General features: G+C 64.5%; 21 protein-coding genes. 8 read left to right on the forward strand and 13 right to left on the reverse strand.

Going from position 1 to position 24,106, the window contains the following annotated elements:
- The first annotated feature begins 60 nt into the window (after positions 1-60).
- Positions 61-2,646, forward strand: a complete 2,586-nt coding sequence (mgtA, locus tag B9Z03_RS16570) for a magnesium-translocating P-type ATPase (RefSeq protein WP_085465219.1) — start codon at positions 61-63, stop codon at positions 2,644-2,646.
- Between the two features lie 117 nt (positions 2,647-2,763).
- Positions 2,764-4,602: an ATP-dependent zinc metalloprotease FtsH gene (ftsH, locus tag B9Z03_RS16575; RefSeq protein WP_085467704.1), complete on the forward strand. Its 1,839-nt coding sequence runs from the start codon at positions 2,764-2,766 to the stop codon at positions 4,600-4,602.
- A gap of 107 nt (positions 4,603-4,709) precedes the next feature.
- On the opposite strand, the gene B9Z03_RS16580 is transcribed toward ftsH, so the two are convergent.
- From B9Z03_RS16580 to B9Z03_RS16595, 4 genes are all read right to left on the reverse strand, one after another.
- Positions 4,710-5,510, reverse strand: coding sequence for an amino acid ABC transporter ATP-binding protein (locus B9Z03_RS16580; RefSeq protein WP_085465220.1), 801 nt, complete (start codon positions 5,508-5,510; stop codon positions 4,710-4,712).
- The gene (locus B9Z03_RS30305; protein ID WP_085465221.1) at positions 5,507-6,172 is read right to left on the reverse strand and encodes an amino acid ABC transporter permease; all 666 of its coding nucleotides are present in this window, start codon (positions 6,170-6,172) and stop codon (positions 5,507-5,509) included. Before B9Z03_RS30305 ends, B9Z03_RS16580 begins: the two co-directional genes overlap by 4 nt.
- The gene (locus B9Z03_RS16590; RefSeq protein WP_085465222.1) at positions 6,169-6,810 is read right to left on the reverse strand and encodes an amino acid ABC transporter permease; all 642 of its coding nucleotides are present in this window, start codon (positions 6,808-6,810) and stop codon (positions 6,169-6,171) included. The genes B9Z03_RS30305 and B9Z03_RS16590 overlap by 4 nt, the downstream gene beginning before the upstream one ends.
- Before the next feature lie 96 nt (positions 6,811-6,906).
- Positions 6,907-7,737 (reverse strand): transporter substrate-binding domain-containing protein, encoded by an 831-nt coding sequence (locus B9Z03_RS16595; protein ID WP_085465223.1) that lies wholly within the window; start codon positions 7,735-7,737, stop codon positions 6,907-6,909.
- A gap of 189 nt (positions 7,738-7,926) precedes the next feature.
- On the opposite strand from B9Z03_RS16595, the gene speB reads away from it, so the two are divergent.
- Positions 7,927-8,895, forward strand: a complete 969-nt coding sequence (gene speB, locus B9Z03_RS16600) for an agmatinase (protein WP_085465224.1) — start codon at positions 7,927-7,929, stop codon at positions 8,893-8,895.
- Here the strand turns inward: speB and B9Z03_RS16605 are convergent, their stop codons facing one another.
- Both B9Z03_RS16605 and B9Z03_RS16610 read right to left on the reverse strand, forming a co-directional pair.
- A complete protein-coding gene (locus tag B9Z03_RS16605; RefSeq protein ID WP_085465225.1) occupies positions 8,896-10,041 on the reverse strand; it encodes an aromatic ring-hydroxylating oxygenase subunit alpha in 1,146 nt (381 codons plus the stop codon).
- A gap of 245 nt (positions 10,042-10,286) precedes the next feature.
- A complete protein-coding gene (locus tag B9Z03_RS16610; RefSeq protein ID WP_085465226.1) occupies positions 10,287-11,261 on the reverse strand; it encodes a right-handed parallel beta-helix repeat-containing protein in 975 nt (324 codons plus the stop codon).
- Between the two features lie 270 nt (positions 11,262-11,531).
- Here B9Z03_RS16610 and B9Z03_RS16615 point away from each other — a divergent pair, with 270 nt between their 5' ends.
- Positions 11,532-12,758 (forward strand): MFS transporter, encoded by a 1,227-nt coding sequence (locus B9Z03_RS16615; RefSeq protein WP_085465227.1) that lies wholly within the window; start codon positions 11,532-11,534, stop codon positions 12,756-12,758.
- Here B9Z03_RS16615 and araD1 read toward each other — a convergent pair.
- The 4 genes from araD1 to chvE all read right to left on the reverse strand — a co-directional run bounded on the left by araD1 (position 12,755) and on the right by chvE (position 17,889).
- Complete coding sequence (araD1, locus tag B9Z03_RS16620) at positions 12,755-13,744, reverse strand: AraD1 family protein (RefSeq protein ID WP_085465228.1); 990 nt, start codon at positions 13,742-13,744, stop codon at positions 12,755-12,757. The genes B9Z03_RS16615 and araD1 overlap by 4 nt on opposite strands.
- 126 nt (positions 13,745-13,870) lie before the next feature.
- Positions 13,871-15,127 (reverse strand): multiple monosaccharide ABC transporter permease, encoded by a 1,257-nt coding sequence (mmsB, locus tag B9Z03_RS16625; protein ID WP_085465229.1) that lies wholly within the window; start codon positions 15,125-15,127, stop codon positions 13,871-13,873.
- Entirely contained in the window at positions 15,127-16,659 is a 1,533-nt protein-coding gene (mmsA, locus tag B9Z03_RS16630) for a multiple monosaccharide ABC transporter ATP-binding protein (protein WP_085467705.1), read from the reverse strand. Before mmsA ends, mmsB begins: the two co-directional genes overlap by 1 nt.
- Before the next feature lie 162 nt (positions 16,660-16,821).
- On the reverse strand, positions 16,822-17,889 hold the full coding sequence (gene chvE / locus B9Z03_RS16635; protein WP_085465230.1) for a multiple monosaccharide ABC transporter substrate-binding protein: 1,068 nt from the start codon (positions 17,887-17,889) through the stop codon (positions 16,822-16,824).
- A gap of 264 nt (positions 17,890-18,153) precedes the next feature.
- Here chvE and B9Z03_RS16640 point away from each other — a divergent pair, with 264 nt between their 5' ends.
- The 3 genes from B9Z03_RS16640 (at position 18,154) to B9Z03_RS16650 (ending at position 19,863) form a co-directional block, all read left to right on the forward strand.
- Positions 18,154-19,134, forward strand: a complete 981-nt coding sequence (locus B9Z03_RS16640; RefSeq protein WP_085465231.1) for a LysR family transcriptional regulator — start codon at positions 18,154-18,156, stop codon at positions 19,132-19,134.
- A 154-nt stretch (positions 19,135-19,288) separates the two neighbouring features.
- On the forward strand, positions 19,289-19,657 hold the full coding sequence (locus tag B9Z03_RS16645; protein WP_085465232.1) for a hypothetical protein: 369 nt from the start codon (positions 19,289-19,291) through the stop codon (positions 19,655-19,657).
- Positions 19,658-19,680: 23 nt separating this feature from the next.
- Positions 19,681-19,863 (forward strand): hypothetical protein, encoded by a 183-nt coding sequence (locus B9Z03_RS16650; RefSeq protein ID WP_085465233.1) that lies wholly within the window; start codon positions 19,681-19,683, stop codon positions 19,861-19,863.
- Positions 19,864-19,912: 49 nt separating this feature from the next.
- On the opposite strand, the gene B9Z03_RS16655 is transcribed toward B9Z03_RS16650, so the two are convergent.
- Both B9Z03_RS16655 and B9Z03_RS16660 read right to left on the reverse strand, forming a co-directional pair.
- Positions 19,913-21,937: a sensor histidine kinase gene (locus tag B9Z03_RS16655; protein WP_085467706.1), complete on the reverse strand. Its 2,025-nt coding sequence runs from the start codon at positions 21,935-21,937 to the stop codon at positions 19,913-19,915.
- A 102-nt stretch (positions 21,938-22,039) separates the two neighbouring features.
- The gene (locus B9Z03_RS16660; protein WP_085465234.1) at positions 22,040-22,777 is read right to left on the reverse strand and encodes a response regulator; all 738 of its coding nucleotides are present in this window, start codon (positions 22,775-22,777) and stop codon (positions 22,040-22,042) included.
- An 89-nt stretch (positions 22,778-22,866) separates the two neighbouring features.
- On the opposite strand from B9Z03_RS16660, the gene B9Z03_RS16665 reads away from it, so the two are divergent.
- Positions 22,867-23,544: a response regulator transcription factor gene (locus B9Z03_RS16665; RefSeq protein WP_085465235.1), complete on the forward strand. Its 678-nt coding sequence runs from the start codon at positions 22,867-22,869 to the stop codon at positions 23,542-23,544.
- Positions 23,545-23,607: 63 nt separating this feature from the next.
- Here B9Z03_RS16665 and B9Z03_RS29880 read toward each other — a convergent pair whose 3' ends face one another.
- Positions 23,608-23,775 carry a hypothetical protein gene (locus B9Z03_RS29880; RefSeq protein WP_176247543.1) on the reverse strand — a complete coding sequence of 56 codons (168 nt, stop codon included), beginning with the start codon at positions 23,773-23,775 and terminating at the stop codon, positions 23,608-23,610.
- Between the last annotated feature and the right edge of the window lie 331 nt (positions 23,776-24,106).

Below are 24,106 nucleotides of genomic sequence, written 5' to 3' on the forward strand. Positions count from 1 at the left end.
CCGGATGTGTGCGGATAGGTTGCGGAAGAAGACCACGAAAGTCCGCCCTGAGAGAGGCCGATGCAGTCCGGACTTTCATCGCGACAGACAGGACATGCCGGGTCGTCCTACTGGTCGATACCGTCGAAGAAGCTCCTGACGGATCTGCGATCTCAGCCCAAAGGGCTTTCTGCCGACGAGGCAGGCCTCCGATTGCGGGAAGCGGGCCTGAACAGGATCGGCACCAGAGGCGCCGGCACGGCGGTCGGCACGTTCATACGGCAGTTCCGCAGCCCGCTTGTCCTGATCCTGATCTTCGCGGCGGTCGTCTCCGCTTTCGTCGGCGAAGGCAGCGAAGCCGCCATCATCGGGGTGATCGTGCTGGCGAGCTGCATTCTCTCCTTCACCCAGGAGCATGGGGCCTCGCGCGCCATGGAGGCGCTGAAGGCTCGGATCGGGCGCAAGGCCCTTGTGCTTCGCGACGGACACGAGACGCAGGTCGCAGCCGAGGAGATCGTGCCCGGCGACGTGGTCAGGCTTTCCGCAGGCAATCTCGTGCCTGCCGACGGCATCCTGCTCGAAGCGCGCGATTTCAACGTCAGCGAGTCGGCGCTCACGGGCGAGACGTTCCCGGTCGTCAAGGCGCCGGGGGTCTCTGCGCCGGACGCGCAGATCGGCCAGCGCAGCAATGCGGTCTTCACCGGCACGTCGGTGCGCAGTGGTACCGCTACGATGCTCGCAGTGGCCACCGGATCGAATACGGAATTCGCCGGCATCGCCGCCACGATCGCCCATACGGCGCCCGAGACCGAATTCGCGCGGGGCATCCGCCGGTTCGGCTATTTGATGACCGAGATCATGCTGGCGATCGTGATCCTGGTCTTCTTCGCCAACCTCCTGCTCGACCGGCCGGCAGTGGACTCGCTTCTGTTTTCGCTCGCCCTCGCCGTCGGCCTGACCCCCGAACTGCTGCCCGCGATCATCAGCGTCACGCTGGCGCGGGGCGCCCGCACCATGGCGGCGAACGGCGTCATCGTGCGGCGGCTCGACGCGATCGAGAACCTCGGCAGCATGGACCTTCTGTGCACCGACAAGACCGGCACGCTGACCGAGGGCGTCATCCGGCTCGACGGCTGCATGGACGCCGACGGGGCGAACTCGGCGCAGGTCCGGCTCTGGGCGCTGCTCAATGCGACGCTGCAGGCGGGAATGGCCAACCCGCTGGACGAAGCCATCTCCTCCGGCAAGACGGACGGCGACCGCTTGGGCGACTACGTCAAGGTCGACGAGATTCCCTACGATTTCGTCCGCAAGCGGTTGTCTATCATAGTGCGCGAACCTTCGTCGCCGGAGGTGTTGATGATCTGCAAGGGCGCTGTGTCAAACGTTCTAGAGGTCTGCTCGTCCGTGGTCGGAGAGGGTGGAACCCGGCCTTTGGACGAGACACGGGCCAAGGCGATCGACGATCGGATGCGCAGCTGGAGCACGCAAGGCTACCGCGTGCTTGGGCTCGCGATCCGCCATCTGTCGGCGAAAAGCTCCTACGGCCGCGACGACGAGCGCGAGCTTTCGTTCGCGGGTTTCCTCCTCTTCCTCGATCCGCCGAAGACCGGCATGGCCGAGACGCTTAAGGCGCTCGACGCACGGGGCATCAAGGTGAAGATGATCACCGGCGACAACTGCTACGTCGCCGCGCACCTGGCAGAGACCATCGGCCTGCCGCATCACAACCTTCTAACAGGCGACGAGCTTGCGAAGCTCACCAAGGAAGGCCTGTTCGGCCGCGCCGCGCGAACCGACATCTTCGCGGAGATCGACCCGAACCAGAAGGAACGGATCATCGCGGCGCTGCGGCGGCGAGGCCATGTCGTCGGCTATCTCGGCGACGGCATCAACGACGCGCCGGCGCTGCATGAGGCCGACATCGGAATTTCCGTCGACGGCGCGGTGGATGTGGCGCGCGAGGCCGCCGACATGATCCTGCTCAAGCGCGACCTCGACGTCGTGTTGCGCGGTGTGGACGACGGCCGCGCCACCTTTGCCAACACGATGAAATACATCGCCATCACCACCAGCGCCAATTTCGGCAACATGATCTCGATGGCCCTCGCCTCGCTGGCACTGCCCTTCCTGCCGCTGCTCGCGCCGCAGATCCTGCTCAACAACTTCCTGTCTGACGTGCCATCGCTGGCGATCGCGACGGACAGGGTCGATCCCGACCAGACCCGGACCCCGCAGCACTGGAACATCGGCTATGTCCGCCGGTTCATGGTCGCGTTCGGGCTCGTCAGCTCCGCGTTCGATTTCGTGACGTTCGGCTTCCTGATCCTCGTCGCGAGCGCCACCGAGGAGATGTTCCAGACGGGATGGTTCGTGGAATCGCTGATCACGGAACTCGCGATCGTGCTTATCGTGCGCACCCGCAAGGCGTTCTGGCGCAGCCGCCCAAGCGCGACGCTGTCATGGCTGACGTTGGCGGTCGGGCTCTTCGCCATCGCCATTCCCTACTTGCCGGGCGCGGACTGGTTCGGCTTCGTGCCCCTGCCGGCCTCCATCACGGCCGGCCTTGTGGTAATCACTCTCGCCTATCTCGTCGCCTCGGAAGCAACGAAGCACTGGTTCTTCGCCCGCGAGCGCCGACATGCGACGAGGAGGAGACGTCCTTGAACGCCAGCGGCGGTCACCGCGCCGTGGCCGAGGCTTATTGATCGGCATCAAGGCTGCTGCGAACGCCGGATGGAAGATACGGCCGGGTTTCCGACAGCCAACCAGACAGGCGGAATGATGAACAAGAAGCACACATTCAACATCGGCTACATTGTCGTCGCGCTATTTCTGTTCAGCCTCTTCCAGCTGTGGCTCGGCTATCGCGACATCGCCCAGCTTTCCTACAGCGACCTGATGCATGCAGTGGAGCAAGGCAAGGTCGCATCCGTCACCATCACTGAGACGATGATCCAGGGCCAGTTCAAGGAGCCGCAGGACGGCAAGACCGTCTTCGTTTCCGCACGGGTCGATCCCAATGCCGCGGTGGCCTTCGAGAAGGCCGGCGTGAAGGTGACGGGCGGCACGGACAGCAACTGGCTGACCACGATCCTGTCCTGGATCCTGCCGGCGCTGATCTTCTTCGGCCTCTGGATGTTCCTGTTTCGCGGCATCGCCGACCGGCAGGGCATGGGCGGGCTGATCAATATCGGCAAGTCGAAGGCCAAGGTCTATGTCGAGCGCGAAACCGGCGTGACGTTCAATGACGTGGCCGGCGTCGACGAGGCCAAGGTCGAATTAATGGAGATCGTGTCCTTCCTGAAGGACAAGGACAAATACGGCCGCCTCGGCGCGCGGATTCCCAAAGGTATCCTGCTGGTCGGGCCTCCTGGCACCGGCAAGACTCTGATGGCCCGTGCGGTCGCGGGAGAGGCGAAGGTGCCTTTCTTCTCCATTTCCGGGTCAGAGTTCGTCGAAATGTTCGTCGGCGTCGGAGCTGCCCGCGTGCGCGATCTGTTCGAACAGGCGCGCAAGGCCGCGCCCTGCATCATCTTCATCGATGAACTGGACGCGCTAGGCCGGGCACGCACCCCATTCTCGGGCTATGGCGGAGGCGATGAGAAGGAACAGACGCTCAACCAGCTTCTGTCGGAACTCGACGGTTTCGACCCACGCGTCGGCATCGTGCTCCTGGCCGCAACCAACCGACCGGAGATACTCGATCCGGCGCTGACCCGCGCCGGTCGCTTCGACCGGCAGGTGGTGCTGGACCGCCCCGACCGCAAGGGACGCGAGGCGATCCTCAAGGTGCACATGAAGGCCGTAAAGACGGCTCCCGGGATGAATGTCGGCGATATCGCCGGCATAACGCCCGGCTTCACCGGCGCCGATCTCGCCAACCTCGTCAACGAGGCCGCGATCTTCGCGACAAGACGCAACGCAGACCAGGTGACGATGGACGATTTCACCAATGCGGTAGAGCGCATCGTCGCGGGAACGGAAAGACGCGGCCGGCTGCTCAAGCCCGACGAGCGGGAGCGCGTCGCCTATCATGAGATGGGCCATGCCCTCGCGGCCGCCACTCTGACGAAGACCGATCCCGTGCACAAGGTCTCGATCATCCCCCACTCGATCGGCGCGCTCGGCTATACGCTGCAACGGCCGACCGACGACCGCTTCCTCATCACCACCAGCGAACTGAAGGAACGCATGACAGCGCTGCTCGCGGGACGCGCAGCCGAGGAGATTATCTATGGCGAGGTTTCGACCGGTGCAGCTGACGATCTCGCCAAGGCGACGGACGTCGCTCGCCAGAGCGTGACGCGCTTCGGCATGAGCGAGAAGATCGGCCAGGCCGTGCTTGAGGAGGAGCGGCAGCAGTGGCTGGGCGACGGCGGCCGCCTGCACCCGAAGGACTATTCGGAAGCGACCGCGCGCGAGGTCGACCTGGCCATACGCGAGATGATCGACGAGGCCTACCGCGCCGCCAAGGATCTGCTGCGATCCCGCATCGACGACCTGAAAGCCGGCGCACGCCTTCTGCTTGAGCGGGAGACCATCACTCCGGACAATTTCCCGCCGCTTCAACGCGGGGGCGGGACCGCCGCCGCTCCGGAGACGGCCAACGAAGCGGGATGACCGAGGGGAGAGTTGGACTGTAAGACACGGTGTGACGGTGGAGCGGGAGAGCCGAAAGACAAGAAAGCACAAGAAGAGCCGGAGCACCCACCAGCCATTTTAAAGGTTTAGTCGCTGTGTTGGCCCAGATGGGCGATTCCGCGGTCATATGTCTGCAGGAATTGTAACAGCCGCGGGTGTCGCTGACCGCCGAAGACTTCTTGCGGCGAGCCATGCAGCAGAAGTTGGCCATGGTCGAGGAACGCGATCAGCTTTCCGACGCCTGCCGCGAAACCGATCTCGTGTGTCACGACGATCATGGTCATGCCTTCCTCCGCAAGCTTGCGCATGACGTTCAACACCTCTCCGGTCAGTTCCGGATCCAAGGCCGAGGTTGGTTCATCGAACAGGAGAATGCTGGGCTCCATGGCGAGCGCGCGGGCGATCGCCACGCGCTGCTGTTGTCCGCCCGAAAGCTCGGACGGATAGTATTTCGCGCGGTCCTCCAGGCCCACATGGCGAAGCTGGGCCCTGGCGCGCTCTTCCGCCTCCGAACGCTTCAACCCGCGCACCGTGACAAGCGCTTCGGAAACATTGCCCAGCGCCGTCATATGCGGCCAAAGATTGAACTGCTGGAAGACCATGCCCACCTGCGAGCGCACCTGATGGATGCTTTGCGGGCTTAGCCGTCGGCGGCCGTTGCCGTCGTCGGCGAAACCAAGCGGCTGGCCGTTGATCAGGATCGTGCCCGCGCTGGCCTCCTCCAGAAAGGCGACGCAGCGCAACAGCGTCGACTTGCCCGAGCCGGACGGTCCGATCAGGCATGTCGTGGCGCCGGGCGGGACCTCCAGTGAGATATCCTTCAGCACCTCGCTGTCGCCGAACCGTTTCGACACATGGCGGATGCTGACTGCGGACGCAGACGTCATACCGCGAACCTGTATTTGGAAAGGCGCTTCTCGCCATATTGGCCGAGCCGGCCGCAGAGTTCGACCAGCACCCAGTAGAACACCGCAAGCAGGAACAGGGCTTCGACAAAGGCATATTGCTGCGAGCCGAGCGTGCTGATGACCGCCGTCATCTCGGGCACCGCAATCACGGACAGGACCGCGGTCTCCTTCATCAGGAGGATCGCCCAGTTTACGCATTGCGGCAGCACCAGCACCGTCATTTCCGGCACGAAGATGCGCCGCACGATCTGCGACTGCGTCAGCCCCAGGCATTCGGCCGCCTCGATATGTCCTTTCGGAACCGCGTTGAATCCTGCCCGGAAAATCTCGCTGAAATAGGCGGACGCATAGATGGTGAGGCCGATCAGACCGGCCGGTATGGGCTCGAGCCTGATGCCGACGAAAGGTCCGCCGAAATAGAGCAGGAATATCTGCACCAGGAACGGCGTGCCGCGCAGCACTTCCGCGATGGCGCGCAGTGCCAGGGCGAGGGGCCTTGGCCCGAACCGACGGCCGGCCGCAATCGCGAAGCCGAGAGCGAAGCCGAGCAGCGTCGACGCGATCCAGATCAGCAAGGTTATGCGCAATCCGGCCAGGATGGCGGGCATCTGCGCTGCCATCAGCCCGAAATCGAGGCTCATATGCGGCCGACCTTCATGAAGCGCTCCGCGACCGTGCCGCCACCGGCCACGGCCCAGTTGATGACGAGGTAGAGTCCGCCGGCGACCGAGTAGAACAGGAGCGGCTTGTAAGTGGACGCAGACAGGTTCTGCGCCATTCGGGTCAGTTCGATGACGCCGACGACGGAGATCAGCGACGAAGCCTTGAGGATCAGGATCGCCTCATTGACCAGCGCGGGAACGGTCAGCCGCAGCGCGATTGGCGCGCGGATGCGCAGGAACTGCTGCCACGGCGTCATGCCCAGCATGTCGCCCGCCTCCACCAGCCCCTTGGGAACGCTCAGGAAGCCCCCGCGCAAATTTTCGGCCTGGTAGGAGGCAGTGCATAGCGACAGGCCGATCACCGCCGCGATCACGCTCGGCACGAACAGCCCGAGTTGCGGAAGCAGATTGTAGATCAGCAGCAGTTGCACGATCAGCGGCACGCCGCGGAAGAAGCTGATGAATATGCCGGCCGGGACCGACAGAAGGCGGCGGGTGGACAATTTCGCCGCGCACACGCAAAGCCCGATGAGCAGGCCGAGCATGATCGATATGGCGCTGATGACGATGGTGCGCCCGGCGGCCACCAGCATCAGCTCGAATAGCCGCATCGTCATGGGCCATGCTCAGACATCGAGTTACGCCGTCCGCCCGCGACCGGGGCGAGCGGCCAGGCGATCAAGGGAAGCCGAAAGGGATCTGGCATCCTATCGTCAGAAGTTCGGCTCCGGAACTTCATCCGGCGTGTCGAAGCTGGTGCCGAACCACTTCTTCTGAAGCTCGGCCATGCGGCCGTCCCCCTTCATCTTCACCAGGGCGGCCTGCACCGCATCGAGCAACGGCTGGTCATCGGGCTTCTTGGTGCCGATAAAGCCGAAATAGGATTTCTTGCCGAAGGGCGGCAGGACGACTTCGAACACGTCGGGTTGCTTCGATGCGACGAAGGCGATGTTCGGCAGCGAATTTCCGACGGCTGCGATGCGGCCGGCAGCCAAGTCGGCATACGCCTCGTTAAAACTGACATATTCCCGCGTTTCGATCGGGGTCGAGAGCGTCTTGCTGTACTCCTGGATCTGGGCGAGCTGCGCGGTCGCCTTGCCGGCGCCAACCGTCTTGCCCGCCAGATCCTCGGGCTTGGTGATATCGACTTCGCTTTTGCCCTTCAGGAAGGCGACCGTTGCCTCGGCGACGGGGGAAAGGAACCGATAGCGCTCGAGGCGCGCTTTGGTGATGGTGGCCGGGCCCGCGACCATGTCGAACTGGCCAGCCTCCAGCGCGGGCAGAACGCCGTCCCACGGCAGCTCGACCCACTCGATCTTCACGCCCAGTTCCTTGCCGACTTCCGCGAAAACATCGACGTTGAGGCCGGTATGCTCGCCGGCTTCATCGATGAAGTCGAAAGGCGCGAAAGCCGTTTCCGTGCCGACCTTCAGGACGCCAGCGGCCTTGACCCGATCCAGCGCGCTTTCTGCCAGCGCGGGCAGCGATGCGGCGGACAGGATGGCCAGCCCAAGCACTGCTTTGAGGAAGAAACGCTTATGCATGGAACTTCTCCGTGATCGGGTTCGTCGGGCCGCCTCCGGCACTTTGCCTAACTGATGCGATCAAGATCGAGCTGTCAATCCTTGAGCATTTTCCAGCAATGCAAAAAAACTAGGCAGTGCCGATGCGACATCACACGGGTTGCAAGGCCGGGCAACCCGGTTAAGCTGTTCTGAAGCTCGGAGATCCGCATGAACGAACGCAGGTTCGCGCCAATCGATTCCATCGCCGTTCCGCGCTTCGCCGGGCCGGCAACGTTCATGCGCCTGCCGGTGATAGAAGATCCAGCGCTCGTGGATATCGCGATCTTCGGCGTGCCGTGGGACGGAGGCACGACCAATCGTCCCGGTCCGCGCCACGGACCGCGCCAGGTGCGGGACATGTCGGGGATGATCCGGCGCGTCCATGGCGTCTCCAAGCGCTCGCCCTACGACCTTTGCAAGGTCGCCGATCTCGGCGATGCGCCGACAAACCCTATCGACCTCCACCGCTCGCTGGAGAGCATCGCGGCGTTCGCCGACAGGATCGTCAAGGCAGGCGCCGTGCCGCTCGCCATCGGCGGCGACCACCTGTCCTCGCTGGCGCTGCTGCGCGCCGCGGCTCGGAGCGGCCCGGTCGGCATGATCCACTTCGACGCGCACCAGGACATGGCCGACAGCTATTTCGGCGGCTTGAAATATACGCATGGAACCCCGTTCCGTCGCGCGATCGAGGAAGGGCTGCTCGATCCCCGCCGCGTGGTCCAGATCGGAATCCGTGGTTCGATCTATTCGACCGACGACGAGCAATGGACGGCGTCGCAGGGAATTCGCGTCATCCCGATCGAGGAGGCGGACGCGCTCGGACCGGACGGTGTCGCCGCGGAAGCGCGGCGCGTGGCGGGCAGCGGCCCGACCTATCTGTCCTTCGACATAGACAGCGTCGATCCGGCCTTCGCCCCGGGAACCGGCACGCCGGAGGTCGCCGGTCTTCTTCCGCGCGAGGTGAATGCGATCCTGCGCGGCCTCAAGGATGTCGATCTGGTCGCGGCCGACGTGGTGGAAGTCTCGCCGCCGTTCGACGCCGGCGGCGGCACCGCGCTGCTGGCGGCGAACATCGCCTTCGAAATCCTGTGTCTGCTGGCCGAATGCGTGGCGCTCCGGCGTGCCGCCGGCCGCTGATCAGCCAGCCTGCCCGTTCACGCGGCGCGAGATATATTGCGCGAACTCGAAATTGGGCCGCTCGAGATGCGACAGCGGTCCCGGCCCGGCCAGCCGCGCATTGAGGCCCTTGAAGACCTTCTCCGTGCAGCCACGATCTTCCTCGTTCACGTGGTCGAGCATCTTCTTGACCGCCGCGAGCTGGCTCGGCGCATCGGGATCGGCCATATAGTCGGGCGACATGCCGCCGCCGAAGATGATGTCGACCTGGCCCGGCCCATGCGGGTGCAGGCTCAGGTACCAGAAATATCCCGGCGTCAGCGTGATCAGCAGCGAAGGATAGATGGCAAGCAGCCACGTGGTGCGCCGCTCGTCGCCGGTAAGCGCGGTGTTGTCCGGATGCGCGAGACAGAGCTTGACCTGATCGTTGCGCAGGATCGTGTGATAGTTGAACGTATCCGTGCCTTCGGGGCAGACCATCGTGTTCAGGTCGGTCGAACCGCCGATGGTCCCGGCGTGGCAGACCGGCAGATGGTAGCTCTCCATGAAGTTTTCCGCGAGCACCTTCCAGTTGGTATCCCAGCGGTGGGTTTCCCGGAAGGTTTCGGTGTAGGCGCGCATGTCGAGATATCCGACCAGGTCCTCGACGGCTTTCAACCGTTCCGAAGGCGGCGGCGCATCGGAGTTGAGCGTCACCATGATCCAGCCGAGCCACTCCTCGCAACGCACCGGCGGGAGGCGGATTTCGTCTCGATGGAACGTCTCGTTCTTTCCCATGGCCGGCGCGCCGCGCAGCGTGCCGTCGAGATTGTACGTCCAGGCGTGGTAGGGGCAGACGATGGCGCGCACCGTCCCCGTTCCCTGCAACAGCGTCGACATGCGATGGCGGCAGACATTCGACATCGCACGCAGTTTGCCGTCACGGTCGCGCAGGACGACGATAGGCTCGCCGGCAATCTCCATCGTCAGATAGTCGCCGGGTCCTTTCAGCGCGTCGGCGCGCCCGGCGCAAAGCCATTCGCCGGCGAAGATGGTCTCGAGTTCCAGTGCCGCGAAATCTTCCGCGGTGTAGACCGATTTCGGCATGGCCTTGGCCTGTTCGAACGGTGCGGCGGTGTTCTGCGCAAGTTCGGCGGCCGCGGGCACAATCGTGCGATGAATGGACATCTATGGACGCTCACAAAGGGGAATTGGCGACCGCTGCCGGTGAAGCGGCGCAATTTCATCCATACAGAAAACGACCTTTTGGCCGTGGATGCAAGCGAGGCCGGCTCGCGTCGGCGGGAACGCCGCAGGCAAGCTGCGGATGTGTCCGAGGGACACAGCAACGTGGTGCGCGACATGGGCGCGCCGATTTTCTCGGCGGCTGAGGCGCAACCGTGGCGATGCGGCTGCGCCATGATCGTGTCGGGCTATTGCAGCGCGACGGTGCCTGTGAAGGCGCCGTCGGTGCCGTTTCCGTTCAGTGCGTTGTTGCCATAGGTGCGGAGGCTGCCGCCGTTCGCGCTCAGCAGACCGACCAGGTTGCCGGTGATCATCGAGTTTTTCACGCGAATGATGGAGTTCGCGTCGACGGAGCGTATGCCGTGACTGAGGTTGCCGACGATCTGGGTGTTGTCGATCATGATCTTTGTCGAACCCTGCTCCGACTGGGCAACAACGCCATGAAAGGTGTTGCCGCCGATCAGGGAATTGCTGATCGAGATTTCCACGCTGCCGGTCGTGGCGTTGGCGAAGCCGCGCACGCCCATCGTGTTGGCGAAGATCTTGGTGTTGGAGATCGACATGAGGACGCTGCCGCTGCCGGTCGGCTCGACCTGGATAGCGCCACCGGTCGATGCAGTGCCGTTGTTCGAGATGTTGCTGTCGTTGATGTTGACCAATATCTTGCCGGTGGTTGGAGCAACGAAGACGCCGTAGCCGTACGGGTTCGCGCCGAGGCTGTTGCGGATCATGCAGTTGTCGATGTTGACCTTGCCGGCATTCACGATGCGCACGCCGTTGAGGCCGGGCGAACTGGGGGTGCCGCCATTGATGTCCAGCCCGCGCAGATTGATCACGTCCGTCGACGCAGCGTTGATGATGATGCCGCTCGACAGCGAATGTAGGACACCGGCGGTCACGCCCTCGCACGAGAGGTTGATCGACTTGGTGATCGTCACGGTGCCGTAGGCGCCATGGTCGATGCAGTTGATTTCCCCGCCGGCCGCCGTCTTCGAGATGGCGCCGGCGAATGTCTTGCAAGGCGCCGTGCGGCTGCACGGATTAACGTCGTCGCCGACACCTGATACCCAGGTGCGGGGTGCTTGGGCGGACGAGGTCTGCACCGCACCGAGCAGGGCGCCGGCAGCCAAAGCCGCCGCCGCGAGAATTGCGGAAATTTTCATTATATCCCTCCATCAGAGGCGAAGCTCTGGTTTATTCGCGCGTCTCTATTAGAGGGGAAAGTATATCCAAGCTATCGTTTTGGGGTGTCTTTCCCGCCAATCTCCAAACTTGCGGGCTCGCAGTTGTTCTTCGTGGCGTGAGTCAGCCGGCCGGCATCGAAGTGGGCATTCGGCTGGCGCTGCGATTCTCCGATGGTGGCGCTGCTCGGATCCGATCACAGCGCATAGGGTCCGGCAGCCGGCGGGACGTCCGCACGGCGGGAGGATGGCATGCGAACGAACTATGGACCGGATCGCTATGCGCCGGACGGAGCCTATGCGTGGCTCAGGCTCGGCATTTCGCTGGCGCTCGCCACGATCGGCGGCGTCGGCATGTGGGCGATCGTGGTGGTGCTGCCAGCGGCGCAGGCCGAATTCGGCGCGGGCAGGGGCGAGGCCTCGCTTGCCTATACGGCCACGATGCTCGGTTTCGCGCTCGGCAATGTCGTGGTCGGGCGCCTCATCGACCGCATAGGCTTCATGTGGCCGGCGCTGGTCTCGGCGACGCTTTCCGGCGCGGGCTTCATCCTCGCCTCCTACGCGCCGTCGATCGGTACGCTGGCGCTGGCGCAAGGGCTGCTGATCGGCGCGGGTTCGTCCGCGACCTTCGGGCCGCTGATCGCCGACATCTCGCACTGGTTCGACCGGCGGCGCGGCATCGCGGTGGCGGTCGCCGCCTGCGGCAACTACCTCGCCGGCGCGCTCTGGCCGATGGCGATGCAGCCGCTGCTGGTGGCGCAGGGATGGCGCGAGACCTATCTCATCATCGGCATCGTCTGCCTGGTGACGATGCTGCCGCTTGCGGCGATGCTGGGCAGGAGGCCGGCGCACCATTCGGGCTCTGGCGCGGCGGGCGCGGCTCCGGTCAAGGACATCGGCCTGTCGCCAGGCGCGATCCAGGCGCTTCTGGTCGTGGCGGGGCTTGCCTGCTGCGTGGCGATGTCGATGCCGCAGGTGCACATCGTCGCCTATTGCGCCGACCTCGGCTATGGCGTGGCGCGGGGCGCGGAGATGCTGTCGCTGATGCTGGGGGCCGGCATCATCAGCCGGCTCGCCTCGGGCTTCCTCGCCGACCGGATCGGCGGCATCCCGACGCTGCTGATCGGTTCGGTGCTGCAGGGACTGTCGCTGTTGTTCTACATCCCGTTCGACGGGCTCGCCTCGCTCTATGTCGTCTCGGCGATGTTCGGCCTGGCGCAGGGCGGTATCGTGCCGAGCTACGCCATCGTCGTGCGCGAATACATGCCGGCCAGGGAAGCGGGGCAGAGGGTTGGTATCGTCATCATGGCGACGATCCTCGGCATGGCGCTGGGCGGCTGGATGTCTGGCTTTATCTACGACCAGACAGGTTCGTATGCGGCCGCGTTCCTCAACGGCATCGCGTGGAACCTGCTCAATGTCAGCGTCATGACGCTGCTGCTCTGGCGCTCGACACGCGGCAGGCGGGTCGCCGCCTAAAGAGCGCGCACGCTCACCTTCGCCGGCTTCTCGATCGCCAGCGGATTGCGCAAGGGCAGGCCGAAGCCGTCGGCCTCGATCTCGAACACGTCGCCCGGATCGGTGCGGATGCCGTCGGCGAAGGAGAGCGTCGCTGTGCCGAACATGTGTACGTGCACGTCTCCCGGCTGGCGGAACAGGCCGTATTTGAAGTGGTGGTGCTCGAGATTCGCGATCGTGTGGGACATGTTGTCCTCGCCCGACAGGAACGGTTTTTCCCAGATCGTTAAGCCCTTGCGCCGGATGCGCGAGCGGCCGCGCACGTCGGCGGGCAGGGGGCCGACCAGGATCTCGGGCCCGAAGGCGGCGTTCCTGAGCTTCGAATGAGCAAGGTAGAGATAGTTCACGCGCTCGGTGACGTGGTCGGAGAATTCGTTGGCGAGCGCGAAGCCGACGCGGAAGGGGGTGCCGTCGTCGCCGATGACATAGATGCCAGCGATCTCGGGCTCCTCGCCGGCATCCTCGGCAAAGGCCGGGGACAGCAGTGCCGCGCCGGGGGCGGCCACCATCGTGCCGTTGCCCTTGTAGAACCATTCCGGCTGGACGCCTGGCCCGCCATTTACCGGCTTGCCGCCCTCGATCCCCATGCGGAACATCTTCATCGAATCCGTCAGCGCCTCGTCGCCGGCGTCGAGTTTCTTGTGCATGGCATCGCGCGCCGCGGCCGAGCCGAGATGGGTGAGGCCTGTGCCGGTCAGGTGCAGATGCGCGGGATCGGGATGGTGGATCGGCGGGCGCACGCGGCCCTGCCGATAGGCGAGTTCGAGATCGACGTCGGCACCGAAGCCGCGCTGCAGCACGAGGTCGCCGAGGCCCTTGTTGGTGCGCGCGGCTTCGAGCGCCAGCGCATAGACGGACGCCGCGCCTTCGACGGCCCGGACCCGCTCCTCGTGGCGCGCCAGCACCCGGATCCGTCCCGTCTCGTCGACGATCTGCGACAGAAGCATGTCTCGTTCCTTCCCGATGCGCCGTGCCTTGCGGCATGGCTCCGCCTTTCGTGGGCGCCTAAGGCACTCCCGCGCGACCAGTCGGCAATGATATCTGCGAGGCTGGTTCCCTTGTTTCCCGGAAGCTTATGCCTTCTTCTTGTTGTAGAGATCGAAGGCAACGGCACCGAGCAGCACCAGGCCCTTGATGACCTGTTGCCAGTCGATGTTGATGCCCATGATGCCCATTCCGTTGTTCATCACGCCCATGATGAAGGCGCCGATGACCGCCCCCGCCACCTCGCCGACGCCTCCCATGGCCGAGGCGCCGCCGACGAAGACGGCCGCGATGACGTCGAGCTCCATGCCGGCACCTGCCTTGGGCGTCGCCTGGTTGAGCCGCGCGGCGTAGATCAGGCCGGCGAGCGCGGCCAGCATGCCCATGATGACGAAGATGTAGAAGGTGAGCCGCTCGGTCTTGATGCCGGAGAGCGCGGCCGCCTTGACGTTGCCGCCCATGGCGAAGATGCGCCGGCCGAAGGTCATGCGCTTGGTGATGAACACGAACAGCGCGATCAGGACGCCCATCACGATGAGAACGTTGGGCAGGCCGCGATAGGACGCGAATTTGTACATCAGGAACAGGATGATGCCGCCGATCACCAGGTTCTTGACCACGAACAGGCCGAACGGCTCGGCCTCGTAGCCGTGGCTTTCGCGGTTGCGGCGGCTTTTGAGCGCAAAATAGAGCATCGCGGCAACGATCAGGACGCCGATGAGCAGCGTTGTCGAATGCAGCACCCAGCCGGTGTTTGGCACCGGCCGGCCCGATGCATTGAGCGTCGGCTCGGCCAGCACCAGCGGGCCGATGATGTCGGGAATGAAGCCGGCGCTGAGGAGCTGGAATTCGGGCGGGAAGGGGCCGACTGAGCGGCCGCCGAGCAGCCAGAGCAGCAGGCCCTTGAAGACCAGCATGCCAGCCAGCGTCACGATGAAGGCGGGGATCTTCATATAGGCGATGAAGTAGCCCTGTGCGCCGCCGATGACCGCGCCGACGGCGATGCAGGCGATCGCCCCGAGGAGCGGATGCCAGCCGTAGTCGACCATGAGCACGGCGGCGACGGCGCCGACAAACCCTGCGACGGAGCCCACCGACAGGTCGATATGTCCGGCGACGATGACCAGCAGCATGCCGAGCGCCATCACGACGATATAGGAGTTCTGCAGGACGATGTTGGTCAGGTTGACCGGGTAGAACAGCACGCCGCTGGTCATGATCTGGAAGAAGATCATGATGGCGATGAGCGCGATGACCAGGCCGTACTGGCGCAGGTTCTCCTTCAGCGCCATCTGCGCTGTGGCGCGCGCCGTGTTGGCGATGGGTGCGGACGTTTCCGTGCTCATCAGGCTGCCCTTTCCTCCCCACGGACGATCGCCCGCATGATCTTTTCCTGGCTGGCGTCGGCCGCCGCCATTTCGCCGACGATGCGGCCTTCGTTCAAGACGTAGATGCGGTCGCAGATGCCGAGCAGTTCAGGCATCTCGGAGGAGATGACCAGAATGCCTTTGCCCTCGTCGGCGAGCTTGTTGATGATCGTGTAGATCTCGTATTTCGCGCCGACATCGATGCCGCGGGTCGGCTCGTCGAGGATCAGCACGTCGGGATCGGAGAACAGCCACTTCGAGAGCACCACCTTCTGCTGGTTGCCGCCCGAGAGGTTGCCGGCAATCTGGTAGACGCTGGACGAACGGATATTGGTCTTGCGACGGTATTCGTTGGCGACCTTCAGTTCGCCCATGTCGTCAATGACGCCGCCGCTCGAGACGCCGGGCAGATTGGCAATGGTGACGTTGTGCTTGATGTGGTCGATGAGGTTTAGGCCGTAGGTCTTGCGGTCCTCCGTCGCATAGGCGAGGCCGGCGTCGACGGCGCGGCCGACCGTCGAGGTGTCCGCCGGCTTGCCGTGCATGAACACCTCGCCGGTGATCTTCGTCCCGTAGGTGCGGCCGAAGACGCTCATGGCGAATTCTGTGCGCCCGGCGCCCATGAGGCCGGCGATGCCGACGACCTCGCCCTTGCGGACGCTGAGGCTGATGTTCTTGATGACCTGACGGTCCGGGTGGAGCGGGTGATAGACGCTCCAGTTGCGCACCTCGAAAATGGTCTCGCCGATCTTCGGCGTGCGCGCAGGGTAGCGGTTCTCCAGCGAGCGACCGACCATCGAGGTGACGATGCGGTCCTCGGTGATGTCGGCCTTGTCCATCGTCTCGATCGACAGCCCGTCGCGGATGACGGTGATCTGGTCGGCGATGCGTTTGATCTCGTTCAGCTTGTGGCTGATCATGATCGAGGTCATTCCCTGCGCCTTGAACTCCAGCAGCAGGTCGAGGAGTGCCTGGCTGTCCTTCTCGGACAGCGACGCGGTCGGCTCGTCGAGGATCAGGAGCTTGACGTCCTTGGCGAGCGCCTTGGCGATCTCGACGAGCTGCTGCTTGCCGGTGCCGATGTTGGTGATGAGCGTGTTGGGGTCTTCGCGCAGGCCAACCTTGCGCAACAGGTCGGAGGCCCGGCGCTCGGCCTTGTTCCAGTCGATGATACCGAACTTCGCCTGCTCGTTGCCGAGGAACAGGTTCTCGGTGATCGACAGGAGGGGAACGAGCGCCAGCTCCTGGTGGATGATGACGATGCCTTCGCGCTCGGAATCGTGGATGCCGTTGAAGCGGCATTCCTTGCCCTCGTAGAAGATCTCGCCCGAATAGCTGCCGAACGGATAGACGCCGGAAAGAACCTTCATCAGCGTCGACTTGCCGGCGCCGTTCTCGCCGCAGATGGCGTGGATGTCGCCGCGCCGGACCTTGAGATTGACGTTCTCCAGCGCCTTCACGCCCGGGAAGGTCTTGGTGATGTCGCGCATCTCGAGGATGTAGTCGTCCATCATGCTGTTCCCTTCGATCTGCCTTCTTCTCCCCGTTCACAGGGAGAAGATGCCGGCAGGCAGATGAGGGGCGGCGCGAAACCTCGCGGGTTCGGCTCACCCCCTCATCCGTCACTTCGTGACACCTTCTCCCCGCAAGCGGGGAGAAGGAGAGGCTCAAGCCTACTTCAGGTCCTCGGCCTTGATGTAGCCCGACTTGACCACGATCTCCTCGTAGTTCGACTTGTCGACCGACACCGGCACCAGGAGGTAGGACGGGACGACCTTGACGCCGTTGTCATAGGTCTTGGTGTCGTTGATCTCCGGCTCCTTGCCCGCAAGCACGTCGTCGACCAGCTTGGCGGTCACCTTGGCGAGTTCGCGGGTGTCCTTGAACACCGTCGAATACTGTTCGCCGGCGATGATCGCCTTGATCGACGGCGTCTCGGCGTCCTGGCCCGAGATGATCGGCCAGGGCTGGTCGGCGGTGCCGTAGCCGACGCCGCGCAGCGACGAGATGATGCCGCGGGACAGGCCGTCATACGGGGCGAGGACCGCGTCGACGCGGCTGCCGTCGGAGTAGTTGGCGGACAGGATGTTATCCATGCGAGCCTGCGCGACAGCTGCGTCCCAGCGCAGCGTGCCGACCTTCTCCATGCCCATCTGGCCGGACTTGACGACCAGGTCGCCCTTGTCGATCAGCGGCTGCAGCACGCTCATGGCGCCGTCGTAGAAGAAGAAGGCGTTGTTGTCGTCCGGCGAGCCGCCGAACAGCTCGATGTTGAACGGGCCCTTGTTCTCGGGATAGCCGAGGCCCTTGAGGATCGACTCGGCCTGCAGGACGCCGACCTTGAAGTTGTCGAAGGTGGTGTAATAGTCGACATTGCCGCTCTGGCGGATCAGGCGGTCATAGGCGACGACCTTGGCGCCGCCGTCATGCGCCTTCTGCAGCACGTCCGACAGCGTGGTGCCGTCGATCGAGGCGACGATCAGCACCTTGGCGCCCTTGGTCACCATGTTCTCGATCTGCGCGAGCTGGTTCGGGATGTCGTCCTCGGCATATTGCAGGTCGACGGTGTAGCCATTGCCTTCGAGCGCGGCCTTCAGGCTGTCGCCGTCGCTGATCCAGCGCAGCGAGGATTTGGTCGGCATGGCTATGCCGACGAGGCCCTTTTCCTGGGAGAAGGCCTGCGGGGCCATGGCCAGGATGGAGACGGCAGCCGCCGCCACGATTGTCTTCAGGAATTTCACGTCGTTCCTCCCTTTGGGGTGGTGTCGGGGCTGCCGGCAGAGGCTGCATCGGTGTCTGGACGGCAGGGCGAATGAGGGCGCGGCGCATGCCGCGATTGGCGGAGCGCGGCCTGAAAGCTCCTCCCGTCGCCCGGCGTCTTTTTATCGATGATCGCCGGGACCGCGCTGGATGACGAACGTGTCGGTGAAAGATATAACTGTCAAATGCAAAGACGGGCGATTGGTATATCAAGCCCGGTATGTCTTTCCGGAGGAGGGAACAGGATGTCGGACCGTCAGGGATGGACAAACCCGGCCTGGGCGGGACAGCGCGACGGCGAGGCGCTGGCACGCGGCGGCCTCAAGGTCGGCCACCTGCGCATGGTCGCCGCACTCGACGAACATGGCCAGGTGAGTGCGGCTGCCTCCGTGCTCAACATCTCGCAGCCGGCTGCCTCGCGCATGATCGCGGAGATCGAGGCGTTCGTCGGCGCGCCGATCTGTGAGAGGCTGCCGCGCGGCGTGGCGCTGACCCCTTACGGGACGGCGCTGGCGCGGCGTGCGAGATCAGTGCTGCTCGAATTGCGCGAGGTCGACCGCGAGATCGCCGACCTGCGCAGCGGCAAAGGCGGCTCGGTCTATCTCGGCGCTGTGACGGCGCCCGCCATCGACCTTGTCATCCCGGCGATCAAGATCGTGCGCGAGACCTATCCGAAGGTCGAGATCAACATGCAGGTCGAGACCAGCGCGGTGCTTGCCAAGGAACTGCTCGCCTCGCGGCACGACTTCATCGTCGCCCGCATCCCCGACGACCTCAATCCACGTCTCTTCGAAGCGCGCGTGATCGGCGTCGAGAAGGCCTGCCTCATCGTCCGGCGCGGCCATCCGCTGCTCGGCCATGGCGCGGTGAGGCTGGACGAGCTGCACAAGTTCGACTGGGTGCTGCAGCCGGGCGGGTCGCTGCTGCGGCGCACCCTGGAGGGCATCTTCGTTTCGCACGGCGCGCCGCTGCCCGACCGTGTCCTGAACACCTCGTCCCTGCTTCTGACGCTGGTGATGGTGGCGCAGTCGGACGCGATCGCCGCGGTGTCGATCGAGGTCGCCAACTTCCTGCGGGGCAGGGGCGATCTCGACGGATCGGTCGAAATCCTGCCGACGGAGTTCGAAATCGTCGTTCAGCCCTACAGCCTGATCACGGTTCGCAGCCGCTCGCTCTCGCCTGCGGCGCAAATCCTCTACGACCAGATCCGCAACCAGCTCCGGTAAGCAAGTTTCGTTGGCGCACCAAAACGAGCAATAAACGAAAGGAATTCGAAACAGCCCCGTTACAAAGAAGTTAACGCTGCGGCACTGCGGAGATACGGCTCTTCCCTAAAAAAGGCGTCATCAGGGAACCAATTCAAACGAAAGACCCAACGCCATGTCCGCTCTCGCCGCCCCCGCCGCCCGCCGCTCCGTTCTCGCTGCGCTTCCGCGCATCGCCGTGCGTACCCGCACCTCGGAAAACCAGATGGCGATGTTTTCCGTCGTCTCGGTCGGTGCGATCGCCTTCATGATGCTCCTGCCGTCGCCGCGCGCTGCCTTTGCCGCGGTCGAGCCCGAGACGCCGACGGTCCAGGTCGTCGCGACGACCGAAAAGGCGCCGCGCCTCGTCGTCGCCAGCGAGACCGACAAGGCCTGCGCCGGCCAGGCCTGGGGCTCCGAAACGCTCGACTGCATCCTGGCGATTGCCAAGGACAGCGGCGTGACGCGCACGGTCCGCCTTGCCGATGCCGGCATCCGACACTGAGACGACACCGACAGGAGACGAGCATGCACATCGCCCGCCGCAACCCGCATGTCAGCCGCGCCTGCTCCAGGCATTTCTCACAGGAGACGGTATGGCTCCGCCTGAGGACGAAGGACTGGGATTTCTTCGTCGCCGACGAGGTGGAAGCCTTCGCGGTCATCGCACGGCACGATGTGCTCGACGTCGAGGCGATGAGGCAGCGCTGAGAGCCACTATCCGCCCGCCGGGTCGGATTTCGACACAATCTCCGAGCGGTCAGCTCCGTTCCGCGCCGATCTGGTCGGTGACCGCGGCAAGTGCGCCGCGCACGTCGAGCGTGGAAAAGGGTTTTTCCATCAGGAGCGGTCTGAGCTTGGGCGCGATCTCCTCGAATTCGGCCCGCGCGCCGAGGCTGTCGCCGGTGACGAGCACGAAGCGGCGGGCGAGATGCGGCCGCTTCTGCGTCAGTTCGCGGTAGATATCGAGCCCGCTCGCGCCGGGCATGCGAAGGTCCGAAAAGACGATGTCGATTTCCATGTCGAGCCGGTCGACGCCCTCGCGCGCTTCGGTCCATCCAGTATGAATGACGGACTTTATCCCCATCAGTTCCAGGATGTCGGCCAGCGATGCGGCCACGTCGGGCTCGTCGTCGATGATGAGTGCCGTGCGAATGTTGGTCGACTTCGGCGCCGTCCCTGCGATTTCGCCGAGCGAACGCGCCACCAGCGGAAGCTCGACCACGAAGCGCGCCCCGCCGGTGTCGCCTTCTTCGTACCAGACCGTGCCGTTGTGGCGCTCGACGATCGACTTGGAGATCGACAGTCCGATGCCGGTGCCGACGCCCACCGGCTTGGTGGTGAAGTAGGATTCGAAGATCCGCTCGCGGATATCCTTCGGGATGCCGGGACCATTGTCCTCGACCGTGAAGCGGGCAAGCCCGGACGGCGTCTGCTCTGTGCGGACCTTGATGCGCCGCTCTCCGTTGACCGAGGCGAGCGCGTGCTGGCTGTTGACGAGGAAGTTTGCCGCCACCTGGGTCAGGTGGTCGGCGTCGCCCAGCACGGGGAGGGCCGCGGGCGACAGCGACGTCTCGACGACGATGCCCGACGAGCGCGCGCCGTAGGCGCTGATCTCCAGCGCGGAGCGGATCACCTGGTTGAGGTCGGTCTCGGCCTGCGCGGTCGGATGCAGCCGCACCATGCCGAGGAAGCTCTTGACGATGCGGCCGCAGCGCTCGGCGGCGGCGCGCACCTTTTCCGCGCGCGTCTTGGTCGAGGCGTCCGGCGCGAACTCGTGCAGCAGCGTCGATTGGGCGACCACCACCGCGAGCGGGTTGTTCAACTCATGCGACACGCCGGCCAGCAGCGAGCCCATCGCCGCCATCTTCTCGTTCTGGTGCAGCCGGTCGCGCTGCCGGTTGATCTCCTCCTCGGCGCGCCGCCGCTCGCGCAGGTCGCGCACCGCCCCGATGAACAGCTTACGCCCGGCCGCGTTCACCTCGGAGATGGTGAGCTCAACCGGGAAGATCTCGCCCTTGGCGTTGGTGCCGTTCATCTCGAAACGCTTGCCGATCATGCGGCCGGCGTCGCTCTCGAGATAGGAGCGCAGGCCGTTGATCAGCATGGGGCGGTATTCGAGCGGGATGAGCGTCGTGACGATGTTGCGGCCGAGCACGTCGTGCTTCTTCCAGCCGAACATGCGCTCAGCGGCCGGGTTGAACTCGATGATACCCCCGCTCTCGTCGATGATCACCATGCCGTCGAGGGCGGCGTTGAGCATCGTGGTGCGAAACGTCTCTGCGATGTGCGCCTCGGTCTGCGAGCGCTCGATCGCATCGCCGATGATCAGCGCCACCATGCTGAGCGCAGAATGCTCCTCGTCGGTCCAGTTGCGCTCGGTGACGCAGTCGTTGACGGCCAGCGTTCCCCACACATAGCCGTGCGCGAAGACGGGGAAGGATATGAACGACTTGATACGCTGGCGCTCGAAATCCTCGCGCAGGAAACCGCTCAGCTCGCGGGTGTGGCCGGCGAAGACGGTGCCGCGCCGGGCTTCCTCGGAGAGTTGCTGAAGGAGGGAGTCGGATTCGATCATCGACTTCACGATGGTCGTCGGTCTGCCTTCCTGCCCGAGCACGGTCCGGTCGATCCAGTAGGAGAAGATCGTCTGGGAGAAGCCCTGGCCGGAGATGTCGCGCATGCGGAACAGCACAGAGCGATGGCAGTCGAACGCCATGCCGAGGATGGCGAGCGCGTCGTCGATTTCCTGCTGCCAGTCGATCGACTGGCGCAGACGCCGCATGAGGTCCGCCACCACCACCGTCAGCCCGCGCGACTGGTACTCCTGCCGGGCTTGGGAGATGTCTTCAATGGCGGCCAGAGTAATGTCCCGCACGCAGCCTCCCTAGGCGGTCTTTCCGGCATCGGACAGCGAGAAGATATAACCTTCGCCGCGCACCGTGCGCAGGAAACGGGGGTTGGAGGGATCCGCCTCGATCTTCTTTCGCAGACGCATGATGCGGATGTCGAGCGCACGCGAATCGTCGGTTTCCTCGACGAGTCCGATCGCCTCGGCGATCGCGGAGCGGCTGAGCAACCGGTTGGCGCGGGTGAGAAAGACCTCCAGCACGTCGAATTCGCTCTTGGCCATCTCGACCATGCCGCCGCTCGGTCCCGTCACCATGCGGCCGTCGAGGTCTGCCGAAAAGCCGCCGAAGGTGACGACGCGGCGGGCAGGGCGCAGGGGACCGTCGTCGTCGGACACTGTTCCCGTAGGCGCCGGCACGCGCCGCAGGACCGAGCGCACGCGGGCCAGAAGCTCGCGCAACTCGTAGGGCTTGACGATGTAGTCGTCGGCGCCGAGCTCGAGGCCGACGATGCGGTCGATCGAGGTGCCGGAGGCAGTGGCGAAGATGATGCCGACCGGCATCTTGGAGCGCAGCCAGCGGCCGAGGGAGAGTCCGTCCTCGCCGGGCATGGAGATGTCGAGGATCGCCAGGTGGAAGGTCTGTTCCCGGGCGATCTCGCGCATGGCGGCGGCGTCGCCGACGGCCGTTACGTCATAGCCGCTCGCCGTCAGATATTCCGCGACCGCATCGCGAAGATCCGGCTCGTCGTCCACCACAACGATTTTCGATCGCACGGCGCTGTCTTCCCCGCTGGTTCCGGAAAGCAGATTGGGTGTAAACATGATGCCCGAGTCTCTCTTTATCTCTTTTTTTCGGAAGGTCCATGTCCGCCAGAGCGGTGATTGCGGTTGTCTCGGCGAGCAAGGAGACCGGCGTCCAGCTCGGCGAATACCTGCGCCGTCGCGGACACGACGTGACGATGGCGCACGAGATCTGGTCGGCGCGGCCGCTCTTTGCCGGCAAGCCTGATCTCGCTGTCGTCGATCTGCAGCTTCCCGGCGGGTCCGGCCTCGACCTCCTGCGCGACTATGGCGGGGAGGAGGGACCGTCCTTCGTCGTCGTCTCGGTCGGGCCGGCGCTGATCGAGAAGGTGATCGCCCTCGAACTCGGCGCGTCCGACGTCATCGAGGCGCCGTTCAACCTGCGCGAGGCGGCGACCCGTATCGGCGGCATCCTGACCCGGCGCGGCTTTCCAGCGCCCGACCTGCTGCCGCTCGAGAACTCGACCGTCGACCTGCGGGCGGCACTCGTCATGCACCATTCCGGCGAGGAGGAGCAGCTTTCCGCCGGCCAGGTGGCGATGCTGAAACTGTTCGCCGCCCGTCCGCATACGGTCATCAACCGCGACGACATCATCGCGGCGGCTCCGGCCGAAAGCTACGACGCCTTCGACCGGTCGATCGATTCCCGCATCGTGCGGCTGCGCCGCAAGCTCGATTCCGAGGCGATCGTCACCGTGCGCGGGGCCGGATACCGGTTCGATCCGCCGAAAGGCGCATAGGAGCGCGAAGCGGGTCTCGCCCGCAAGACGCCTTTCAGCCGATCTGCGTGCCCCGGGTTGCACCTAGCGGACCGCCGCCGTCATCGCGGAAGCAATTTCGACCGTTGGGGTGGCGAGCGCCTGCGCGCCGGAGTGATCCTTCATGAGAACGGCGCCGACGGCCACGAGGCCGAGTGCCGCCTGTCCATAGAGCAGTCCGATCAGGACCGTCGATCCGAGTTTCGAACGCATGAGCGTTTCTCCTCAAGGCCCGGCTGCGCGTGCCGCGCGAGGGCCGTTGTCTTTCATGCTCGCAGGATGCTTTGACCGTGTATCGGGACTGTGCCGCTCGAAATCGCGGTTTGTTGCCATAAGTTGCTGGGAATCCGGCTATTTCGCGCGATGAGACACAATGCTGCCGGATCGGCGCGGCGACGTTTCGAAAATGTCCGAAACGGAAACCAATTCGAAACAAAGATGAACGCGGTGTGAAATTCGCGGGATACACAGCCGCTGCAAATTCCCTCCATCCAAGCGCAGCAGACGCTAACAAGACAGATGGAGGCTCCAGTGACCGCTCTTA

This window comes from Mesorhizobium australicum (assembly GCF_900177325.1).
In the GTDB taxonomy this organism is placed as follows: domain Bacteria; phylum Pseudomonadota; class Alphaproteobacteria; order Rhizobiales; family Rhizobiaceae; genus Mesorhizobium_A; species Mesorhizobium_A australicum_A.

What these genes read in the sequence shown, in the direction of transcription:
- mgtA (WP_085465219.1), top strand. Translation starts at nt 61, where the DNA reads ATGCAGTCCGGACTTTCATCGCGACAGACAGGACATGCCGGGTCGTCC.
- ftsH (WP_085467704.1), top strand. Translation starts at nt 2,764, where the DNA reads ATGAACAAGAAGCACACATTCAACATCGGCTACATTGTCGTCGCGCTA.
- B9Z03_RS16580 (WP_085465220.1), bottom strand. Translation starts at nt 5,510, where the DNA reads ATGACGTCTGCGTCCGCAGTCAGCATCCGCCATGTGTCGAAACGGTTC.
- B9Z03_RS30305 (WP_085465221.1), bottom strand. Translation starts at nt 6,172, where the DNA reads ATGAGCCTCGATTTCGGGCTGATGGCAGCGCAGATGCCCGCCATCCTG.
- B9Z03_RS16590 (WP_085465222.1), bottom strand. Translation starts at nt 6,810, where the DNA reads ATGACGATGCGGCTATTCGAGCTGATGCTGGTGGCCGCCGGGCGCACC.
- B9Z03_RS16595 (WP_085465223.1), bottom strand. Translation starts at nt 7,737, where the DNA reads ATGCATAAGCGTTTCTTCCTCAAAGCAGTGCTTGGGCTGGCCATCCTG.
- speB (WP_085465224.1), top strand. Translation starts at nt 7,927, where the DNA reads ATGAACGAACGCAGGTTCGCGCCAATCGATTCCATCGCCGTTCCGCGC.
- B9Z03_RS16605 (WP_085465225.1), bottom strand. Translation starts at nt 10,041, where the DNA reads ATGTCCATTCATCGCACGATTGTGCCCGCGGCCGCCGAACTTGCGCAG.
- B9Z03_RS16610 (WP_085465226.1), bottom strand. Translation starts at nt 11,261, where the DNA reads ATGAAAATTTCCGCAATTCTCGCGGCGGCGGCTTTGGCTGCCGGCGCC.
- B9Z03_RS16615 (WP_085465227.1), top strand. Translation starts at nt 11,532, where the DNA reads ATGCGAACGAACTATGGACCGGATCGCTATGCGCCGGACGGAGCCTAT.
- araD1 (WP_085465228.1), bottom strand. Translation starts at nt 13,744, where the DNA reads ATGCTTCTGTCGCAGATCGTCGACGAGACGGGACGGATCCGGGTGCTG.
- mmsB (WP_085465229.1), bottom strand. Translation starts at nt 15,127, where the DNA reads ATGAGCACGGAAACGTCCGCACCCATCGCCAACACGGCGCGCGCCACA.
- mmsA (WP_085467705.1), bottom strand. Translation starts at nt 16,659, where the DNA reads ATGGACGACTACATCCTCGAGATGCGCGACATCACCAAGACCTTCCCG.
- B9Z03_RS16640 (WP_085465231.1), top strand. Translation starts at nt 18,154, where the DNA reads ATGTCGGACCGTCAGGGATGGACAAACCCGGCCTGGGCGGGACAGCGC.
- B9Z03_RS16645 (WP_085465232.1), top strand. Translation starts at nt 19,289, where the DNA reads ATGTCCGCTCTCGCCGCCCCCGCCGCCCGCCGCTCCGTTCTCGCTGCG.
- B9Z03_RS16650 (WP_085465233.1), top strand. Translation starts at nt 19,681, where the DNA reads ATGCACATCGCCCGCCGCAACCCGCATGTCAGCCGCGCCTGCTCCAGG.
- B9Z03_RS16655 (WP_085467706.1), bottom strand. Translation starts at nt 21,937, where the DNA reads ATGCGGCGTCTGCGCCAGTCGATCGACTGGCAGCAGGAAATCGACGAC.
- B9Z03_RS16665 (WP_085465235.1), top strand. Translation starts at nt 22,867, where the DNA reads ATGTCCGCCAGAGCGGTGATTGCGGTTGTCTCGGCGAGCAAGGAGACC.
- B9Z03_RS29880 (WP_176247543.1), bottom strand. Translation starts at nt 23,775, where the DNA reads ATGCGTTCGAAACTCGGATCGACGGTCCTGATCGGACTGCTCTATGGA.